The sequence below is a fragment of the Mycobacterium sp. NPDC003449 genome (assembly GCF_053588415.1).
Map to the genome: position 1 here is coordinate 1 of NZ_JBSFPX010000018.1, position 18,693 is coordinate 18,693.

The window sequence follows — 18,693 nt, forward strand, 5'->3', positions numbered from 1 at the left end:
GATCAACCCCACCGGCGGCAACCTGTTCACCCCGTCGGTGAAGGCACCCGGACCGGCCACGGCCATCCCGGGCAACCGGGAGAACACCGGATAGCACCTGACCGCACTGCGACCTTCTAACGGCGTCGGCACCGGCCGACGCCGTTAGAAGTGCTTGTCAGACAGCGTGATACGACTTGATGTGGTCGATCGCCATATTGAGTGCCGACTGCATCAGCCGCGGATCGTGCGCGGTCTGCGACAGCAGGTAGCCACCCTCGACGGCGGCCAGCAGGCCGGTGGCCAAACCCTTCGCATCGATATCGTCGCGAAGGGCTCCGCCGTCGCGAATCCGCTCAAGGGCCCCGGCCAGCAGGTCGCGCCACTGCGCGAAGTGTTCGGCCAGCGAGGTCCTCGCCTTGTCGTCGCTATCGGACAGCTCCGCGGCCAGCGACCCGAGCTCGCACCCCCACAACCCGCGGCGCAGCGAGCAGCGTTGGACCATGGCGTCCCGCCACTGGTCGAGTCCCCGAAAGGTGTCGACCTTCTCCAGCCGCAGCCGCTGCCAGGACAGGATTTCGTCCGCGCGCAGCGTGATGACCTCGTAGACGAGCTCGGTCTTATCGTCGAAATGCTGGTAGAACTGCGACTTGCTGGCCGCGCCCGCGGCCAGCACCTCGTCGATCGTGGTCGCCGCGACCCCTTTGACGTGCATCAGCTCGGCCGCGGCCACCACGATCCGATTCCGGGTGGCGGCGCCGCGCGAGGTCAGCCGTGGGCGCGGGGTGAGATCCTGATCCGACGGCACTCCCCCACTGTAAACCGAACTCCCCGGTCCACTTCACCCGACAGACGAATGTGGGCCCGGGTTCGAGATTTTCACGATTTCTCGAACCCGAGCCCACGTTCGCGACAGACTATTTCCGGCGCCAGCCGCGCACGGTCTCGATCGCGGTCTTGAGGCCGCGCCGCCGGCCGGTGGCGGGATCGGTGGCCCCGAACCCCTCGAGCTCGGTGAACATCCGCTCACTGCGGGTCTCGGGGGCGTTGTCGGCGGTGTCGCGCAGGAACCGGTCCGGCAGCGACAGTTTGGCGATGGTGCGCCAGGTCTTTCCGTACTGCACCAGGAAGGACCCCGTGGTGTAGGGCAGGTCGTACTTGTCGCACAGCGCCCGCACCCGCAGCGAGATCTCGTAGAGCCGATTGCTCGGCAGATCCGGGTACAGGTGGTGCTCGATCTGATGGCACAGGTTGCCGCTCATGAACCGCAGCACCGGGCCGTTCTCGAAGTTGGCACTGCCGAGCATCTGCCGCAGATACCACTGGCCCCGGCTCTCGCCCACCATGTCGGTCTTGGTGAATTTCTCCGCGCCGTCGGGGAAATGACCGCAGAAGATCACCGCATTGGCCCACACGTTGCGGATGACGTTGGCCACCGCGTTGGCCTTGAGCGTCGACTTGTAGCTCGCGCCGGGCGACAGCGAGGTGAGCGCGGGCCACACCGCGTAATCCTTGGCCAGCTGCTGGCCGGCCTTGACAGCGAACTCGCGGACCCGGATCAGCGTCGCGGTCCGGTTGTCGCGACCCTTGAAGATCTTGCCGAGCTCCAGGTGCTGCAGGGCGACACCCCACTCGAAACCGACCGCCAGCAGGGTGTTGAACAACAGGTTGCCGTACAGGTTGAACGGCCTCCACTTGGCGTCGCGGGTCACCCGGATCACGCCGTAGCCCACATCGTCGTCCATGCCGAGGATGTTGGTGTACTTGTGATGCATGAAGTTGTGGGTGAACCGCCAGTGCTTGGACGCCCCACTCATATCCCACTCCCATGACGAGGAGTGGATCTCGGGATCGTTCATCCAATCCCATTGGCCGTGCATGACGTTGTGGCCGATCTCCATGTTCTCGATGATCTTGGCCACGCCCAGCGTCGCGGTGCCTGCCCACCAGGCCGAACGGCGCGAGCCGGCCGCCAGGATCAGGCGCCCGGTGATCTCCAGGGCGCGCTGCGCCGCGATGGTGCGACGGATGTAGCGCGCATCGCGCTCGCCTCGGGAGTCTTCGATGTCCGCACGGATCGCATCGAGTTCGATGCCCAGGTTCTCGATGTCGGCATCGGTCAGATGCGCGAATGCGGGAACGTCGGTAATAGCCATCGTCAGCCTCCTTTCGCTTACCTACGGTAACGTAACCTACGACCGGGTAGGTTACCGGTCAGTAAATCCTATACGTCCAATACACAGTCGCCGGAAGCGGCCGAGACGCACGTCTGAATCCGGGTGCCCGGCTCATGTTCCACGCCGGTGCGCAGGTCACGGACATGGCCGTCGACCAGACTCACCACACACGACTGGCAGATGCCCATCCGGCAACCGAACGGCATCCGGATCCCCACCTGCTCGCCGGCGTCCATCAACGGCGTCGCACCGTCGACCAGGAGTTCCCTGCCGCTGCGCTCGAACGTCACCGTGCCGCCCGCACCATGCGGCGCGGACCGCGACACCGCGAACCGCTCCAGATGCAGATTGCCGGCTATTCCGGCGGCCGCCCATACCTTCTCGGCATCGTTGAGCATCCCCTCCGGGCCACACGCCCAGACCTGGCGTTCCTGCCAGTCGGGAACGACCTCGGCGAGCCGCTCCAGGTCCAGTCTGCCTTGCGCGCGGGTGCTGCGCACGCGCAGCCGGTAACCGGGATGGGCATCCTGAAGGCCGGTCAGTTCGTCACCGAACATCACGTCGGATTCCGTTGGAGCGGAATGCAGGTGGACGATGTCGGTGATCTGGCCGCGCCGCACCAGGGTACGCAGCATGGACATCACCGGGGTGATGCCCGAACCCGCCGTGAGCAACAGCACCGCCGCCGGGGCCGGATCGGGCATGACGAAGTTGCCCTGCGGCGCCGCCAGCCGCACCACGGTCCCCGGGGCCAGGCCGTCGACCAGGTGGGTCGAGAGGAAGCCCTCGGGCATCGCCTTGACCGTGATGGCGATGGTGCGTGCACTCTTCTCCGGGGCGGAGGTCAGCGAATAGGACCGCCAGCGCCAGCGACCGTTCATCAGCACACCGATCCCGATGTACTGGCCGGGCTGATAGTCGAACGAGAACCCCCAACCCGGTTTGATGACCAATGTCGCGGAATCGGCGGTCTCCCGCCGCACCTCCAGAACCCGACCACGAAGTTCGCGGGCCGACCACAGCGGGTTCGCCAGCTGCAGGTAGTCGTCGGGTAGCAGCGGCGTGGTGATCCGGCCGGCGATGGTGCGCAGGGCATTCCAGCCGGGGTTCCGCTTGGCGCCCGCGACGGTGGGGCGCACTGTATCGGCGACATTGGCCGAGATCTTCACGTAGTTCTTGGCCATGACAACCTACGGTACCGTAGGTTACGGTGTCGCAGCCAGTCCTCCTCCCGCCGAATTATCCGCGATTTGTCAGGTCAGCGTGTTTTTGTAAACCTTGCCGTCCTTCATGATGACCGTGAAATTGCGTTCCGGGTCGGCCACCAGATTCAGGTCGGCCAGCGGGTCGCCGTCCACCAGCAGCAGGTCGGCCAGCGCACCCTCCTCGACCACCCCGAGCTTGCCCTGATACGGGCTGCGCTTACCGGACATGGCCAGCAGCTGGGCATTGGTTCCGGTCGCCATCTCCAGGGTCTCGGCGGGTGAGAACCACTTACCCAGCCCCGCCAGCAGCGCCCCCTGCTTGGGCGCCAGCGCGGGTGAGAACAGGATGTCGGTACCGAAGGCCGTCTTCAGGTGATATTTGCGGGCCAGCTTGTACACGTTGTCGACGCCGTCGACGATGTCCTTGGCCTTGGCGGCCTCGCCGGAGCCCGGCGGGAACGCCCCGACCATCTCGGCGGGGATGGGTTGGGTGCTCAGCCAGATGTCCTTGTCGGCCATCTCTTTCGCGGTCGCCTCGTCCATCAGGTGGGCGTGTTCGATGCACTTCACCCCGGCCCGGATCGCCTGTTGGATGGCGACCGGCGTGTAGGCGTGCACCGCGACGTAGGTGCCCCAGTTGCCCGCCGCCTCGGTGGCGGCCCGCACCTCGGGCTCGGTGAAGGTCACCACGTCGAGCGGGCTGTGCGGTGAGGACACCCCGCCGCCCGCGGTCAGCTTGATCTGCGACGCCCCCTGGAAGAGCTGCTCGCGGGCCCGCAGCCGCACCTCGTCGGGGCTGTCGGCGATCATGCTGCCGCCCATCTCCTCCTGGCGCGAGGGCGGCCCGCCGGGACTGCGCGGAAGGTCAGCCGAGCTCCGGAAATCGCCGTGGCCACTGGTCACCGAGATCATCGCCCCGGACGGGAAGATCCGCGGGCCCTCGGTGACGCCCTCGTCGATGGCCTTCTTGAGACCGAAACTGGGGCCGCCCAGATCGCGGACCGTGGTGAAGCCCCGCATCAGCGTGTCGCGCGCCTCGTCGCCGCCCAGCAGGTTGAGATAGCCGACGTCCAGGTTCAACAACTGGGTCGCCGGGGGCCGGACGAACATCGTGTGCCAGTGGTTGTCGATCAGCCCCGGCATCAGGGTGCGGCCCGCGCCGTCGATCACCGTGACGCCGTCCTCGGCGGGCAGCGGTTCGGTCGAGATCCGTTCGATCCGGTTGCCCCGCACCCGCACCCTCGACGGCGCCGACAGCCTGTCGGTGTGTCCGTCGAAGATCCTGACATCGCGGAACTCGGTCGCCGGTTCGTCACCGCCCCTGGCCGGTGCGCTCGGCGCGGCCGGGGACTTCCCCGGCGCCGCATCGGTCGACGACGCATCGGACGACGGCTCGTCACCGCCCCCGGGCGCACACGCGCTCCCGGCCATCATCAACACCAGCACCGCGATCAGGCGAAAACTGCGCATACAGGTAAGCCTCCCGGCCTCACGGTGTTCAGAGCAATTCGAGCAGGAACGGCAGTTCTTGGGGCGCATACCAGGCCAGGTCGTGGTCCTGGGCGTCGCCGACGGTGAGCTCGGCGTCCTCGTCACCCAGGTCGGCCTCGTCGACAACGTCCACCGCAGCCAGCACCGCCGCCTCGGCGTCGGCGTTGTCGACATAGACCGCGATCACCGCGTCGACGGGCACCGGACCGGACAACCGGACCACCGCATCGTCGAGGTCGGGACGCACGGTCACCTCCACGTCCCGGCCCGTCTCGGCCACCACCACCGCGCGGCGCGGCGGTAGGTCCGACGACGGCCCGCCGATGGCCAGCAGCCGCAGCGAGGCCAGCGCGGCGTCGCGCAGCGCCACCTCGGCGAGCTCGTCGTCGTCGCCCTCGGCGTAGGACTCCCGCAGCGTCGGGGTCACCGCGAACGCGGTCCCGTTCACCACCCGCAGTGACCGGTCGGCGACGAGCTGCTGCAGGGCCGACAGAGTCGCCGGGATGTAGACGCGCACACCGCGAGGTTAGCCGCAGGCGCCCCGGTCGACGAACAACCAGACCGATATCGATCACCGGCCGCAGCGTACGCCGGAGTTCAGGCGGTCACCACGATGAAGCCGGCGAGCAATGCGGCGAGGACCACGGTCGCCGATCCGACGAAGACAACCGCGGGGCCCGGCGCGGCCGGTATCCGGCGGGCCCGTACCTGACCGGCCGCGACGACCGCCACCGAAATCAGCAGGGCCAGCACGGTGATGCCCATCCGTTCGGGGGCCAGCGGACCGTGCTGGCGGAAAAGCAGGATACCGCCGATCGCGACAAAGCCGAGAGCCGTACGTTCCCAGGATAATTGGGTGCGCTCGGCTTGTAAGCCGGGCCGATGCGGACGCTGGTTCGGCATCCGTCACCGGCCGGTCGATGGCAGGCTGACGAGCAGCACCAACAGCACGAGCGTCATCACCGACAACGAGGAGACCAGCAGCACCGGCAGCCGGCTGGGCGGAAGGTCGGCCTTGCGCCGCATCGCGGTTTGGACCCGCTGCCAACGGCGTACCGCCAGTGCGGCGAGTACACCACCGCCCGCGACGAGACAGAAACTCAGCACGTGCCGCACACCGGCCAGGCCGAATGACGGCATCAGCTGGGCGAGCACGACACCACCGGCAATCAGGGCCAGCGCGGTGCGAACCCAGGCGAGAAACGTGCGCTCGTTGGCGAGGGTGAAACGGTAGTCCGGATCCTCTTCCTGCACTGCTCCATCGATCTGCGTCACTGATCGGTCGCCACGGCCGCGGTCTTGACCGGCAGCGGCCGGGCCGGGCCGACCACGGTGAACAGCACCACGATCGCCGCGACGAGCAGGCCGGATGCGGTCAGCAGCGGAACCACGAAGGAGTCGGTCGCCTCGTACTGGAAGCCGATCAGGATCGGGGTGAGGAATCCGCCCATCAGGCCGCCGGCCCGCATCAGCCCGGAGATCGACACCGCATTGCCCTGCGTGGGCGCCACCTCCAGCGGGTAGGAGTAGATGGCCCCGGTGCAGAACGCGATGCCCGCGGCCGAGACGCTCAGCAGGGCAAGCGATGCCGCCGGGGTGTCGGCCAGTGCCGCCAGCCCGATCGTGGCACCGGCGATCAGACCCATAGTGATCGGGATCTTGCGCGCCTTGGTCGGGTCGGTGCCACGCCGGATGAGGTGGTCGGAGAACCAGCCGCCGAGGAGATCCCCGACGATCGCCACCAGCCCCGGGATCGCCCCGTACAGGCCGAGTTCGAGAAGACTGAACCCGCGCTCGTCTACCAGGTAGCTCGGATACCAGGTGATGAAGAAGAAGTTGACCGACACCCGGCAGAACATCACCATCATCAGCCCCCAGACCGTGCGGTACCGGAACAGGCTGACCCACGGCACCGGCTTCTGGTCGAGTGGGCCGCGATCGTCGGGAACGTCGTCGGCGACATCCTCGACGTGGGCTCCCCCCTCGCGGAGGTAACGGAGCTCCTCGGGCGTAATTCTCTTGTGGCGCTCCGGATCCCGGTAGAACCACAGCCAGAACAAGGCGAAGATCAGGCCGAGCAGCCCGGTGGTCACGAACGACATGCGCCAGCCGAAGGCGGCGATCAGTGCCGCGACGATCGGCACGGCGATTGCACCACCGAACTCCGAGCCGACCTCGTAGGTGCCGATCGCCAGCGCGCGTTCCCGCTTCGGGAACCACTTCGACGCGGCCTTGAGTGCGGCCGACGCCTGCGGCGCCTCGCCCACCGCCAGGAGGAAGCGCACGGCGAACAGCGATGCCACACCGCGCACCAACGCCGTTGCGGACGTGAAGACGAACCAGGCGATGGCCGAGCCGAAGTAGACCCAGCGCGGCGAGCGAAGCCTGTCGACCAGCCATCCGGACAACGGATGCATGAAGATCAGGACGAAGGCGTAGGACCCGAGCACGAATCCCATCTCCGACGGCGTGATCCCCATTTCGTCCTGGATCGACGGCGCCGCGACACCGAGATTCGCGCGGTCGATCCAGGCGATCGCCGCGCCGATGAGCAGAACGGGGGGAAGCTGCCAACGCAGATTCCTGGCCAACCGCCCACGCAACGATCGGTGGGGTGTCGACGCCTTCGGTGTCGAGGTGTTTCCGGCCGGAACGCTCACGCGGTCACTTCCTTCGTGTTCGTGCCTGGTTCAGTCGAGGAACCACTTCTGGACATGGCTGTCGTAATCGGGGATGCGGGGCAGCCAGTAAGTGCGCCAGCGCTCTTCGAGGTCGTCGCGCCAGTGTTCGGCGCGTTCGCGCAGATCGGCGACGATCTCGGGGTGCCGGTCGGCGAGGTTGCTGCGCTCGCCGATGTCGGACTCGAGGTCGGACAGGAAGACCGGGTCCTGTGGGCCCTCATGTTCGACGAGGCGCCCGTTGAGCACGAGTTTCCATCGACCGGCCCGGATCGCCGTCTGGTCGCCCTGCTCCCACATCAGTACGTCGTGGGGGCTCGCCGCGCCGTCGGCGAGCACACCCATGATGTCGCGGCCGTCGAGGTCCGCACCGTCGAACGGGATCCGCGCCGCGGTGGCGAACGTCGGCAGGACGTCCATCGCGGCGACCGGTTCGTCGAGCACCTGGCCGGCCGGTATCCGGGTGGGCCAGCTGACGATCCCGGGTACCCGGATACCGCCTTCGAAAAGGCTGAACTTGTGACCTTTCAACGATCCGGCCGAACCGCCGTAATAGGGGTCCTGTGATCCGTTGAGCCAGTTGCGTATTTCCCGCGACGGGCCGTTGTCGGTCATGAAGACGCACATGGTGTCGTCGCGCAGACCCTGGCGGTCGAGCTCATCGAGCACCGACCCGACCGCGTCGTCCATCGCGCTGACCATCGCCGCCATGATCTGGCGCTCCCAGGGCAGGTCGGGGAACCGGTCCTTGTACCGCTGCGGCACATGCATCGGGTAATGCGGCGCGTTGAACGCGACGTAGAGAAAGAACGGGCGATCGTCGTCGGCGGCGTCCCGGACGAACTCGACGGCGTTCTCACCGATGAGCTCGGTCATGTAGCGGCCGTCCTCGTAGACCTCCTCGCCGTTGCGCCACAGGTCATGGGTGGGCGTGCCCTTCCTGGGCTTGCCCTCGACGATGAGATCGCGTTTGTCGCCGCCGTAGTAGATGTGCGAGTAGTAGTCGATGGACCCGGCGTGGAATCCGAATGTCTCCTCGAAGCCGTGATCCGCGGGCCGCGACCCCGGTGCGCCGCCGAGGTGCCACTTGCCCATCCAGCCGGTGCGGTAACCGGCTTCGGACAGCAGCCTGGGCAGCGTCGGCACATCCGAACTCAGCCCGGGTGTGGTCCGGAAGCCGGACAGGATGCTGCGTACGCCGGCGTTCCCCGGATACCGGCCGGACAGCAGGCTGGCCCGCGATGGCGAGCACACCGGCGAGTTCGAATACCAACTCGTAAGGCGGGCGCCGGAGGCGGCGAGCGCGTCCAGCCGCGGCGTGCGGACGTCCGGCGAACCCATACAGGACAGGTCGCCGTACCCCTGGTCGTCGCTGACGAAGATGACGAGGTTCGGCTTGGGCATCAGTTGCCCGCTTTCGTTTTGCCTTGCAAAATCACACTCTGCATTGCGATACACTCAACCATCGTGTGTGATCTGCGTCAACCCACGGCGGCCCGCGCCGTCGTTTGGCCGACGCCGGACCGAACGGCACGATATGGATGACGACAAGGTGGGGAGAACGGGAATGGGCGACGACGACGTCACGGGTGCAGCACGGAACCGCTCGTCGTCGCTGCGCCGGGCACTTTCGCTGCTCGACTTCCTGGCCGACGGCGTCAAGGCGCCCGGCGGTGCCACGCTGGCAGAAGTCGCGGAGGGGGCGGGGCTCAACAAGAGCACCGCACTGCGGCTACTCGAGGCCCTCGGCGACACCCGCCTGGTTCAACAGGATCCCACCACCCGGCGGTGGACGCTGGGACCGCGCACCGCATATCTGGGTCAGGCCTACCTGGAGCGGCTCGACATCAGGCCGGTGATCCGGCCCGCGGCGGACGAATTGGCCAGGGCCACCGGCGAAACGGTTCACGTCGTGGTGCCCGAACCGCCCGACGTGGTCTACGTCGACAAGATTGAATCCCCCAGAAGCGTACGGATGATCTCGCGGATCGGATCCCGCCAGCCCATGCACAGCTCGGGCGTGGGAAAAGCCGTGCTGGCGTTCGCCTCTGCCGAGGTCTGGGACGCCGTGATCGCCGGCGGCCTGGCCCAGCGCACACCGCGCACGATCACCGATCCCGACGAACTCCGCGCCGAGATGGGCCGGATTCGGGCGAGAGGTTACGCCGTCGATGACATCGAGAACGAGGCCGACATCCGCTGCGTCGCGGCGCCAGTGCTGGACCACACCGGGCACGCCGTCGCCGCACTGAGCGTGGCCGGGCCCAGCATGCGCGTCACGACCGAGCGAGTGCCGGACCTCGCCTCACACGTGACCCGCGCCGCGAAGGCCGCCAGTGGCCGGCTCGGTGGCTTCGACGTCCAGAGCAGCCCCGCGTAGCGCCGGGCCGACCGGGGGCCGGGACGCCCCGCGCGGGCACGCGCGACGTCCCGGCCCCCGCCCAACCGACAGGTCAGTCCTTATCGGCGGCCGAGGGTTCCTTGTCCGAACCGGCGGCCTTACCGGGTTCGTCGGACTGGTCGGATTCCGGAACTTCGGGATCGCGTTCCACCGCGATCACGAAGTCGTCGCCGTGTTGGGTGACGCCGGAGACCACCGCGCTCTCGACCGCCTCGGCCGCGTATTCGCGACGCACCACCACCGGATCCCGCTGCAGGTCGCGCACCAGGGATACCGCGAGCCCGATCATCACCAGCACGAACGGCACCGCGACGACGATGGTGATCGATTGCAGACCGTTGAGTGCATCCGCGCCGCCGACCAGCAGCATCACCGCCGCGACCGCACCGGTCGCGACACCCCAGAAGATCACCGTGGGCCGGGTGGGTTTGATGGTGCCCCGTTCGGACAGCGAACCCATCACGATCGAGGCGGCGTCGGCGCCCGAGACGAAGAAGATGGCCACCAGGAGCATCACCACGATGCTGGCCACGGTCGCGATCGGATACTCACCCAGCAGGCTGAACAGCTGCTGCTCCTGGCTGCCCATGCCGGCCAGATCCGTACCGTTCTGCTGCTCGAAGATGGCGGCGCCACCGAAGACGCAGAACCAGATCACCGACACCACGCTGGGCACCAGCAGCACGCCGGTGACGAACTGCCGGATGGTGCGGCCCCGCGAGATCCTGGCGATGAACATGCCGACGAAGGGGGTCCAGGAGATCCACCACGCCCAGTAGAAGATGGTCCAGCTCTGCAGCCAGGTGCTGACATCCTCGCCCTCGGCGCCGGTGCGGGCCGCCATCTGCGCGAGGTCGCCCACATAACTGCCGATCGACGTCGGAATCATGTTCAGCATGAACATGGTCGGGCCCGCCACGAAGATGAACAGGGCCAGCGCCAGCGCCAGCACCATGTTGATATTGGACAGCCATTGGATACCGCGCGCGACACCCGACACCGCCGACAGCACGAACGCGACGGTGAGGATCGTGATGATCCCGATCAGGATGGCATTGCCGGTCTCACCGATTCCCGCGACGATGTGCAGGCCGCTGCGGATCTGCAGGGCCCCCAGCCCCAGCGAGGCCGCCGATCCGAACAGCGTGGCGAAGATCGCCAGCATATCGATCACCTTGCCCCACGGCCCGTTCGCGCGGGTGCCCAGCAGTGGCTCGAACGCCGCCGAAATCAGTTGCAGCCTGCCCTTGCGGTACACGCCGTAGGCGATGGTGAGGCCGACGACGGCGTAGATCGCCCACGGATGCAGCGTCCAGTGGAACATCGTCGTCGCCATCGCGGTCTCGGCAGCCCGCGGGTTGCCCGCCTCCCCGGTCCCCGGCGGTGGCGAGGCAAAGTGCGACAGCGGTTCGGACACGCCGAAGAACATCAGGCCGATCCCCATGCCCGCGCTAAACATCATCGCGACCCAGGACACGGTGCGGAATTCGGGTTCATCGTCGTCGCGGCCCAGCGGGATGTTTCCGTATCGGCTCATCGCCAGCCAGATCACGAATACCACGAATCCGGATGCGGTCAGGACGAACAGCCAGCCGACATTGGCCATCACCCAACTGAGCGCACCGCCCGATGCGGTGGCAAGGGAATCGGTGCTGACGAATCCCCAGACCAGGAATCCTAGAGCGATCACGGCGGTGACACCGAACACCACCCAGTCGATGCCGGCGCGGCGGGTATATGCCTTCTGCTCGACCGGCACATCGAGCACGGGGTGGTGCGGGACAACGTCGCCGGTCGGCGACTTCAACGCGTCGGTTTTCTTGGCTTCTTGCGTTCGCGTGTCAGATCTACTTTTTCGTATCTCAGTGGCCATGGTGAATTCATCAGATCGCGAATGGGGGCCGAGGTCAAATGCTGTTGAATTTTGCCGCCGGCTATCCGGCCGCGTCCAGCAATTCATCGAGGGACTCCCGCAACAGCGCCGGGACCACATCGACGTCGCTCATGGCGTCGCGGTCGGCATTGATCCCGAAGTACAACATGCCGTCGTAGGAGGTGACGCCGATGGCCAGGACCTGGTTCTGCAGCAGTGGCGGCACCGCGTAGGTCTCCAACAACTTGGTACCCGCCACATACATCTGCTTCTGCGCCCCGGGCACGTTGGTGATCAGCAGGTTGAACAGCCGGGCCGAGAAGCCCGTCGCCACCCGGATGCCCATGGCGTGCAGGGTGGGCGGTGCGAACCCGGACAGCGTGACGATGGTCCTGGCGTCGACCACGCTGGCCGCGGTGGAGAGCGATTCGGTGGCGTGCGCGATCTGCGACAACCGGACCACCGGGTTGCCCTCCCCGACCGGCAGGTCGACCAGGAACGGCGACACCTCGCTGATGGCCTGGCCGGGTCCGGTCGAGTCGATCTCGGCGTCGGGGTAGACCGACATCGGCGCCATGGCGCGCACCGTCGTGCTCGGGGTCACCGGCTCGCCGCGCGACAACAACCAGTTGCGCAGTGCTCCGGCCACCACCGCGAGCACCACATCGTTGACATCGCAGTCGTAGCGGGCGCGTACCCGCCGATACTCTTCGAGCCGGTGGTCGGCGACGGTGAACCTGCGGTTGCGTGAGACCCGGGCGTTGAGCGGGCTGTCGGGCGCCGTCCCGCGCGCGGCGGTCCGCACCGCATCGGCGACCCGACGCCCCACCGCGGCCATCTCGCTGGCGCTGGTGACCACCTCGGTGACCGTGTCGCGCAGCGCCGCCAGCTGGCTGGTGGGCCGGGTCATCCACTCCCCGATCGCGCCGAGCACCAGTTGACCGTCGCCGGGTTCGCGGGTCGGGATCCAGATGTCCTCACCGAACTCCGGCGGCTTCTGGGTGCGGTCGGCGATCACGTGGCCGATCTCCAGCGCCGACATCCCGTTCACCAGGGCCTGGTGGGATTTGGTGTAGATGGCGATGCGGTTCTTGGCGAGCCCTTCGACCAGGTACATCGCCCACAGGGGCCGCGTCTTGTCCAGCGGCCGCGAGCCCAGGTGGGCCACCAGATCATGCAGTTGGGCGTGGCTTCCCGGGGAGGGCAACGCGGACCGGCGGATGTGATAGGTGATGTCGAAATCGGGGTCGTCCACCCAGACCGGGCGGGCCAGCCCCAACGACACCTCACGGACCTTCTGCCGGTAGCGCGGGATCTGGGGCAAACGCTGTTCGACGGTGGCCAGCAACGTCTCGTAGCTCAGCCCGCCGCGCGGCTTACGCAGGATCGACAGCGAACCGACATACATCGGCGTCGAGGTGTCCTCCAGGTGGTAGAACGCCGCGTCGGACGCCGACAGCCTCATCACCATTCGGCGCCCACCTCCCCTCGTGTTCGCGTTGAACCCCGCCACGGTAACCGGCGGTTCTACCAGCCTGCATGACGGGTGCGTCAACCCTGCTCAACCCGTGCGATCATGGTCAGGTCTGCACTCTCCAGCAGATGTCGTCCTGTCCTTCGACTGCTGGAGATGAGCCGTGACCACCGCAGAACCCGATCCGCAAGCCACCCCGGAATTCACCGCCCGGCAACCGTGCCCGCCCGCATCGCTGACCTCACCGGTCATCGACTACGAGCCGCCGGCCCATCCGCTCGGCGCGCCACCCCGGGTCGGGCTGTGCCCGGCCCCGCCGGCGTTGCACGGTCACCCCGCGCGCCGGTTGCGGTTGGTCACATCTCCGCCGCAGGTGCCGGTGCCGCCGCCGCCCGGTGCCGCCCAATTCGCCGATCTGACCCTGCGCCGCACCCTGGAGGTCGTCGACCGACGCCGCCCGCCGGCCCAGCTGCGAACCCTGATGAGCCCGTTGGTGATCGACGTGGTCGTCGCGCTGGCCCGGTCACGGCCCGGCGGGGCGACCGCCAAGCTGCGCCGGGTGCGGCTGGGCGCCGCGGACGCGCCCGCCGCCGCCGAGGTGTTCGCCACCTACACCCGCGCCGGACGGGTCCGCGCCATCGCGGCGCGCGTCGAGATCCGCGGCGGCCGTTGGCAAATGACGGCGCTGCAGATCGGCTAACCCTTGCGGTGCGACCTCGCCGGCCGGTCCGCCTTGGCCTGGCGCCTGGCGGCCTCGCGACGCTCCCGCCGGGTACCGCCGCCGGTCGATGCGGCGTGCCGACCGCCACCACCCGTCCGCTGCACTTCCGCCGAACCATCCTCGGACGGGCCGGTGTAGGTCAGCGGCGGGGCGTCGTTGTCGATTCCCTTGGCGCGCAAGGCCGAAGCCGGCTGGGCCGGTCGCTCCTTGGTGGCCACCGCCGAGTCCTCGGGTTCGGCGCCGCCGGACGGTTTGGTCGCCGCGGCCGCCGCGGCGAACTCGGCCAGGTTCGGCGGGGCCGCCACCGGCGCCACCTCGGCGCTGGGCTGCGACGGCACGGCCTCGACCTGCACGTTGAACAGGAAGCCGACCGATTCCTCCTTGAGCGCGTCCAGCATCCCGACGAACATGTCGTAGCCCTCGCGCTGGTATTCCACCAACGGGTCGCGCTGCGCCATCGCCCGCAGGCCGATGCCCTCCTTGAGGTAGTCCATCTCGTAGAGGTGCTCGCGCCACTTGCGGTCGATCACGTTGAGCAGGACGTTGCGTTCGAGTTGGCGCATGGCGCCCTCGCCGGCCAGCTCCTCGAGTTCCTTCTCCCGCGCCGCGTAGGCCCGTTCGGCATCGGAGACCAGGGTGTCGAGCAGTTCCTCGCGGGTCAGCTCGCCGGCCTCACCGACCGCGTCGGAGTCGATCAGGTCGTGGTGGTCGACGCCGACCGGGTAGAGCGTCTTGAGCGCGGTCCACAGGGTTTCGAGGTCCCAGTCCTCGGCGTAGCCCTCGGCGGTGGCCCCGTTCACGTAGGCGGTGACGACGTCGACGACCATCTTGTGGGCCTGTTCGGCGAGGTTCTCGCCCTCCAGGATCAGCCGGCGCTCCTCGTAGATGACCTTGCGCTGCTGGTTCATCACCTCGTCGTACTTGAGGACGTTCTTGCGGACCTCGAAGTTCTGTTGCTCGACCTGGGTCTGGGCGCTCTTGATGGCGCGCGACACCATCTTCGCCTCGATCGGCACATCGTCGGGCAGGTTGAGCCGGTTCAGCAGTGACTCCAGGGTCTCGCCGTTGAACCGTCGCATCAACTCGTCACCCAGCGACAGGTAGAACCGGGACTCGCCCGGGTCGCCCTGGCGGCCCGAGCGGCCGCGCAGCTGGTTGTCGATCCGGCGGGACTCGTGACGTTCGGTGCCCAGCACGTACAGGCCGCCCGCATCGACGACCTTCTCGGCCTCGTCGCTGGCCTCGTCCTTGATGGTGGTGAGGGTGTCCTCCCAGGCCGCCTCGTAGTCCTCGGGCGTCTCCACCGGGTCGAGGCCCTTGCCCCGCAGCCGCTTGTCCGCCAGGAAGTCGACGTTCCCACCGAGCACGATGTCGGTGCCGCGGCCGGCCATGTTGGTGGCGACCGTGATCGCGCCGAGCCGGCCGGCCTCGGCGATGATGCCCGCCTCCTGCTCGTGGTACTTCGCGTTGAGCACGTTGTGCGGGATCTTGCGTTTGGTGAACTGACGCGACAGATACTCCGAGCGCTCGACGCTGGTGGTGCCGATCAGGACCGGCTGGCCCTTCTCGTACCGCTCGGACACATCGTCGACGACCGCGATGTACTTGGCTTCCTCGGTCTTGTAGATCAGGTCGGACTGGTCGGCGCGGATCATCGGCTTGTTGGTCGGGATCGGCACCACGCCGAGTTTGTAGATCTCGTGCAGCTCGGCGGCCTCGGTCTCGGCGGTGCCGGTCATCCCGGACAGCTTGTTGTACAGCCGGAAGTAGTTCTGCAGCGTGATGGTGGCCAGGGTCTGGTTCTCGGCCTTGATCTCGACGTGCTCCTTGGCCTCGATGGCCTGGTGCATGCCCTCGTTGTAGCGGCGGCCCACGAGCACACGGCCGGTGAACTCGTCGACGATGACCACGTCACCGTCACGCACGATGTAGTCCTTGTCGCGGGTGAACAGCTCCTTGGCCTTCAGCGCGTTGTTGAGGTAGCTGACCAGGGGCGAGTTCGCGGCCTCGTACAGGTTCTCGATGCCGAGCTGGTCCTCGACGAATTCGACCCCGAGCTCATGCACACCGATGGTGCGTTTACGCAGGTCCACCTCGTAGTGGGTGTCCTTCTCCATCAGCGGGGCCAGCCGGGCGAACTCGGTGTACCAGTTCGACGCGCCGTCGGCGGGGCCCGAGATGATCAGTGGGGTGCGGGCCTCGTCGATGAGGATCGAGTCGACCTCGTCGACGATGGCGAAGTTGTGGCCACGCTGCACCATGTCGTCGGTCGAGTGGGCCATGTTGTCGCGCAGGTAGTCGAAGCCGAACTCGTTGTTGGTGCCGTAGGTGATGTCGGAGTGGTAGGCGGTTCTGCGCTCCTCCGGGGACAGGCCCGACAGGATGACGCCGACCTCCAGCCCCAGGAACCGGTGCACCCGGCCCATCCACTCGCTGTCGCGTTTGGCCAGGTAGTCGTTGACGGTGACGATGTGCACGCCGTCACCGGAGAGTGCGTTGAGGTAGGCGGGCAGGACCGCGGTCAGGGTCTTGCCCTCACCGGTCTTCATCTCGGCGACGTTGCCGAAGTGCAGCGCGGCACCGCCCATCACCTGCACGTCGAAGTGACGCTGGGAGAGCACCCGCCAGGCCGCCTCGCGGGCCACGGCGAACGCCTCGGGCAGCAGATCGTCGAGGGCTTCGCCGCTCTGGTCGTCGGCTATTCGCTTCTTGAACTCGTCGGTCTTGCCCCGCAGCTCGGCGTCGGACAGCTTCTCGACGTCATCGGACAAGGTGTTGACATAGTCCGACACCTTCTTGAGGCGCTTGACCATGCGGCCTTCACCGAGACGGAGCAACTTATCGAGCACGCTGTTTCCCCTGTGGGTATGGGTGGACCCCGTTGGTCGGGATCACACGGGCTTTAGTCGAGGTCCATCGTAGGTGACAAGGCAAAGTCGCTGTTCGAGCCGGCGACAACAGGCAAAATCGCACCCCGGAAAGCTCCGGAGTGCGATTCTGCGACCGGTGGCCGGATCAGGCCAGGCGGATCAATCCGTAGTCGTAGGCGTGGCGTCGGTACACCACCGACGGCCGGTCGCTCTCCTTGTCGTGGAACAGGAAGAAGTCGTGGCCCACCAGCTCCATCTCGTAGAGGGCGTCGTCCACGGTCATGGGTTTGGCCGGATGTTCCTTGGTCCGCACCACCCGGCCGGGTTCGTGATCGTCGAGACCGTCGGCTTCGGTGGCCTCCGGAGTGGGTGTCACCGCCGCTCCCTGCAGCAGATCGTGCGAGGTGGCCTCGTGCAGCGAGACCGGCCTCTTGTCCCCGTAATGGATCTTGCGCCGGTCCTTGCTGCGGCGCAGCCGGGCCTCGAGTTTGGCTGCCGCTGATTCCAGTGCGGCGTAGAAGCTGTCCGCGCAGGCTTCGCCGCGTACGACCGGGCCCCGGCCACGGGCGGTGATCTCGACATGCTGACAGTTCTTGCGCTGACGACGGTTGCGTTCGTGGTCAAGTTCGACGTCGAAAAGGTAGATGGTCCGGTCGAATCGCTCCAGGCGCGACAGCTTTTCCGCGACGTACATCCGGAAGTGCTCGGGAACCTCCACATTGCGCCCCTTGACCACGACCTCTGCGTTGGGTTCCTGGGCGGCTTCTGCGTCGCGATCCTCGACCACCATCGTGCGGCCTGAATCCAGGGAATTGGTTGACATACTTGGCAACTCGTTTCTCTCACTCGTTGCACGCGCGTCGCGTGCCGGGCTTTAACGAATTGCGGCGACGAGCCAAAGATTGGTCGCTCCGCCCGTCGGCGCAAGGTGTCGAGTACTCACCTCCTACCGGTGTGCGGTGAAGTGGCGCTGTATCGAGAGCGCCGCCGTGACTCTTCACGGGTGGTTGCTGCCGACGGTAGTCCGTGTTCACCGGATCGTGCCACCGATTTCGCGGACGTGTTTTCAGTTCTTCATGTCGGTTTGATTGGCAAGTAATTTCCGTGCACGTCAGGCATGGGCGATGGCCAGCACCGCAGCCACCCGGACACCGGCGCAGCGCAGCACCCGAACCGATTCGGTTGCGGTGGCCCCGGTGGTGACGATGTCGTCGACCAGTACCGCCTCGTGCGCCACCGCCCCGATCAACCGGACCCGTCCGGCGATGTTGCGTTGCCTGGCGGTGCCCGACAGCCCGACCGAGTCACGCGCCAGGGCCCGCATCCGCAGCGCCTGCACCAGCCCGATTCCGTGCCGTCCGGCCACCGCGACCGACGCCATCCGGGTGACCGGATCACCCCCGCGGCGCCGGGCGGCGATCCGGCGGGTGGGCGCGGGGACGATGGTCACCGGGGTGGTGAGGACGCCCCAGGTCAGCAGGCGGTCCAGGCCATCACTCAGGGCGGCGCCCAACGGTGCCGTGAGGTCGGCGCGGCCCTTCTCCTTGGCCGCGACGATGGCACGGCGTCGCGGACCCGCGTAGCGGCCCAGCGCGAACACCGGAACTCCCGGGTCGGTCCGCGGGCTCACCACGTGCGGTTCGTCCTCGCGGACCGTCAGCTCCCGTGCGCAGCCGGGGCACCATCGCGTCGACGGTGCCCCGCAGCCCCCGCATTCCAGCGGCAGGATGAGGTCGAGCATGGCCGCAGTGTGCCCACCGGGGCCGACATCGGTGCGTCGTCGGGTGCCGATTTCTACCTGCGGGTCGTGGATCGCGCGCGAGC

16 protein-coding genes are annotated in these 18,693 nt (G+C 67.4%); 2 read left to right on the top strand and 14 right to left on the bottom strand.

Annotated features, from left to right (window positions below):
* Positions 1-157: 157 nt before the first annotated feature.
* From ACWDTP_RS07750 to ACWDTP_RS07790, 9 genes are all read right to left on the bottom strand, one after another.
* Complete coding sequence (locus tag ACWDTP_RS07750; protein WP_450018218.1) at positions 158-787, bottom strand: TetR/AcrR family transcriptional regulator; 630 nt, start codon at positions 785-787, stop codon at positions 158-160.
* A gap of 109 nt (positions 788-896) precedes the next feature.
* Entirely contained in the window at positions 897-2,135 is a 1,239-nt protein-coding gene (locus tag ACWDTP_RS07755) for a fatty acid desaturase family protein (RefSeq protein ID WP_450018220.1), read from the bottom strand.
* 68 nt (positions 2,136-2,203) lie between these two features.
* Positions 2,204-3,340 (bottom strand): ferredoxin reductase, encoded by a 1,137-nt coding sequence (locus tag ACWDTP_RS07760; protein ID WP_450018222.1) that lies wholly within the window; start codon positions 3,338-3,340, stop codon positions 2,204-2,206.
* Positions 3,341-3,409: 69 nt separating this feature from the next.
* Complete coding sequence (locus tag ACWDTP_RS07765; protein ID WP_450018224.1) at positions 3,410-4,831, bottom strand: amidohydrolase family protein; 1,422 nt, start codon at positions 4,829-4,831, stop codon at positions 3,410-3,412.
* A gap of 28 nt (positions 4,832-4,859) precedes the next feature.
* Positions 4,860-5,369 carry a DUF6912 family protein gene (locus ACWDTP_RS07770; protein ID WP_450018225.1) on the bottom strand — a complete coding sequence of 170 codons (510 nt, stop codon included), beginning with the start codon at positions 5,367-5,369 and terminating at the stop codon, positions 4,860-4,862.
* An 80-nt stretch (positions 5,370-5,449) separates the two neighbouring features.
* A complete protein-coding gene (locus tag ACWDTP_RS07775) occupies positions 5,450-5,755 on the bottom strand; it encodes a DUF202 domain-containing protein (RefSeq protein ID WP_450018227.1) in 306 nt (101 codons plus the stop codon).
* Between the two features lie 3 nt (positions 5,756-5,758).
* A complete protein-coding gene (locus tag ACWDTP_RS07780; protein WP_450018229.1) occupies positions 5,759-6,127 on the bottom strand; it encodes a YidH family protein in 369 nt (122 codons plus the stop codon).
* Positions 6,124-7,512, bottom strand: a complete 1,389-nt coding sequence (locus ACWDTP_RS07785) for an MFS transporter (RefSeq protein WP_450018231.1) — start codon at positions 7,510-7,512, stop codon at positions 6,124-6,126. Before ACWDTP_RS07785 ends, ACWDTP_RS07780 begins: the two co-directional genes overlap by 4 nt.
* Positions 7,513-7,542: 30 nt before the next feature.
* The gene (locus tag ACWDTP_RS07790; RefSeq protein WP_450018233.1) at positions 7,543-8,934 is read right to left on the bottom strand and encodes a sulfatase family protein; all 1,392 of its coding nucleotides are present in this window, start codon (positions 8,932-8,934) and stop codon (positions 7,543-7,545) included.
* A gap of 163 nt (positions 8,935-9,097) precedes the next feature.
* Here ACWDTP_RS07790 and ACWDTP_RS07795 point away from each other — a divergent pair, with 163 nt between their 5' ends.
* Positions 9,098-9,910, top strand: a complete 813-nt coding sequence (locus ACWDTP_RS07795; protein ID WP_450018235.1) for an IclR family transcriptional regulator — start codon at positions 9,098-9,100, stop codon at positions 9,908-9,910.
* Between the two features lie 73 nt (positions 9,911-9,983).
* Here ACWDTP_RS07795 and ACWDTP_RS07800 read toward each other — a convergent pair whose 3' ends face one another.
* Positions 9,984-11,804 (bottom strand): BCCT family transporter, encoded by a 1,821-nt coding sequence (locus tag ACWDTP_RS07800; protein ID WP_450018237.1) that lies wholly within the window; start codon positions 11,802-11,804, stop codon positions 9,984-9,986.
* 61 nt (positions 11,805-11,865) lie between these two features.
* On the bottom strand, positions 11,866-13,275 hold the full coding sequence (locus ACWDTP_RS07805; RefSeq protein WP_450018238.1) for a WS/DGAT/MGAT family O-acyltransferase: 1,410 nt from the start codon (positions 13,273-13,275) through the stop codon (positions 11,866-11,868).
* A gap of 166 nt (positions 13,276-13,441) precedes the next feature.
* Here ACWDTP_RS07805 and ACWDTP_RS07810 point away from each other — a divergent pair, with 166 nt between their 5' ends.
* Positions 13,442-13,978, top strand: a complete 537-nt coding sequence (locus tag ACWDTP_RS07810) for an Rv3235 family protein (protein ID WP_450018240.1) — start codon at positions 13,442-13,444, stop codon at positions 13,976-13,978.
* Here the strand turns inward: ACWDTP_RS07810 and secA are convergent.
* From secA to ACWDTP_RS07825, 3 genes are all read right to left on the bottom strand, one after another.
* Positions 13,975-16,848, bottom strand: a complete 2,874-nt coding sequence (gene secA / locus ACWDTP_RS07815) for a preprotein translocase subunit SecA (protein WP_450018242.1) — start codon at positions 16,846-16,848, stop codon at positions 13,975-13,977. The two genes, ACWDTP_RS07810 and secA, sit on opposite strands and share 4 nt — an antisense overlap.
* Before the next feature lie 166 nt (positions 16,849-17,014).
* Positions 17,015-17,677, bottom strand: coding sequence for a ribosome hibernation-promoting factor, HPF/YfiA family (gene hpf, locus ACWDTP_RS07820; protein WP_450018316.1), 663 nt, complete (start codon positions 17,675-17,677; stop codon positions 17,015-17,017).
* Between the two features lie 303 nt (positions 17,678-17,980).
* On the bottom strand, positions 17,981-18,610 hold the full coding sequence (locus ACWDTP_RS07825) for a ComF family protein (protein WP_450018244.1): 630 nt from the start codon (positions 18,608-18,610) through the stop codon (positions 17,981-17,983).
* Between the last annotated feature and the right edge of the window lie 83 nt (positions 18,611-18,693).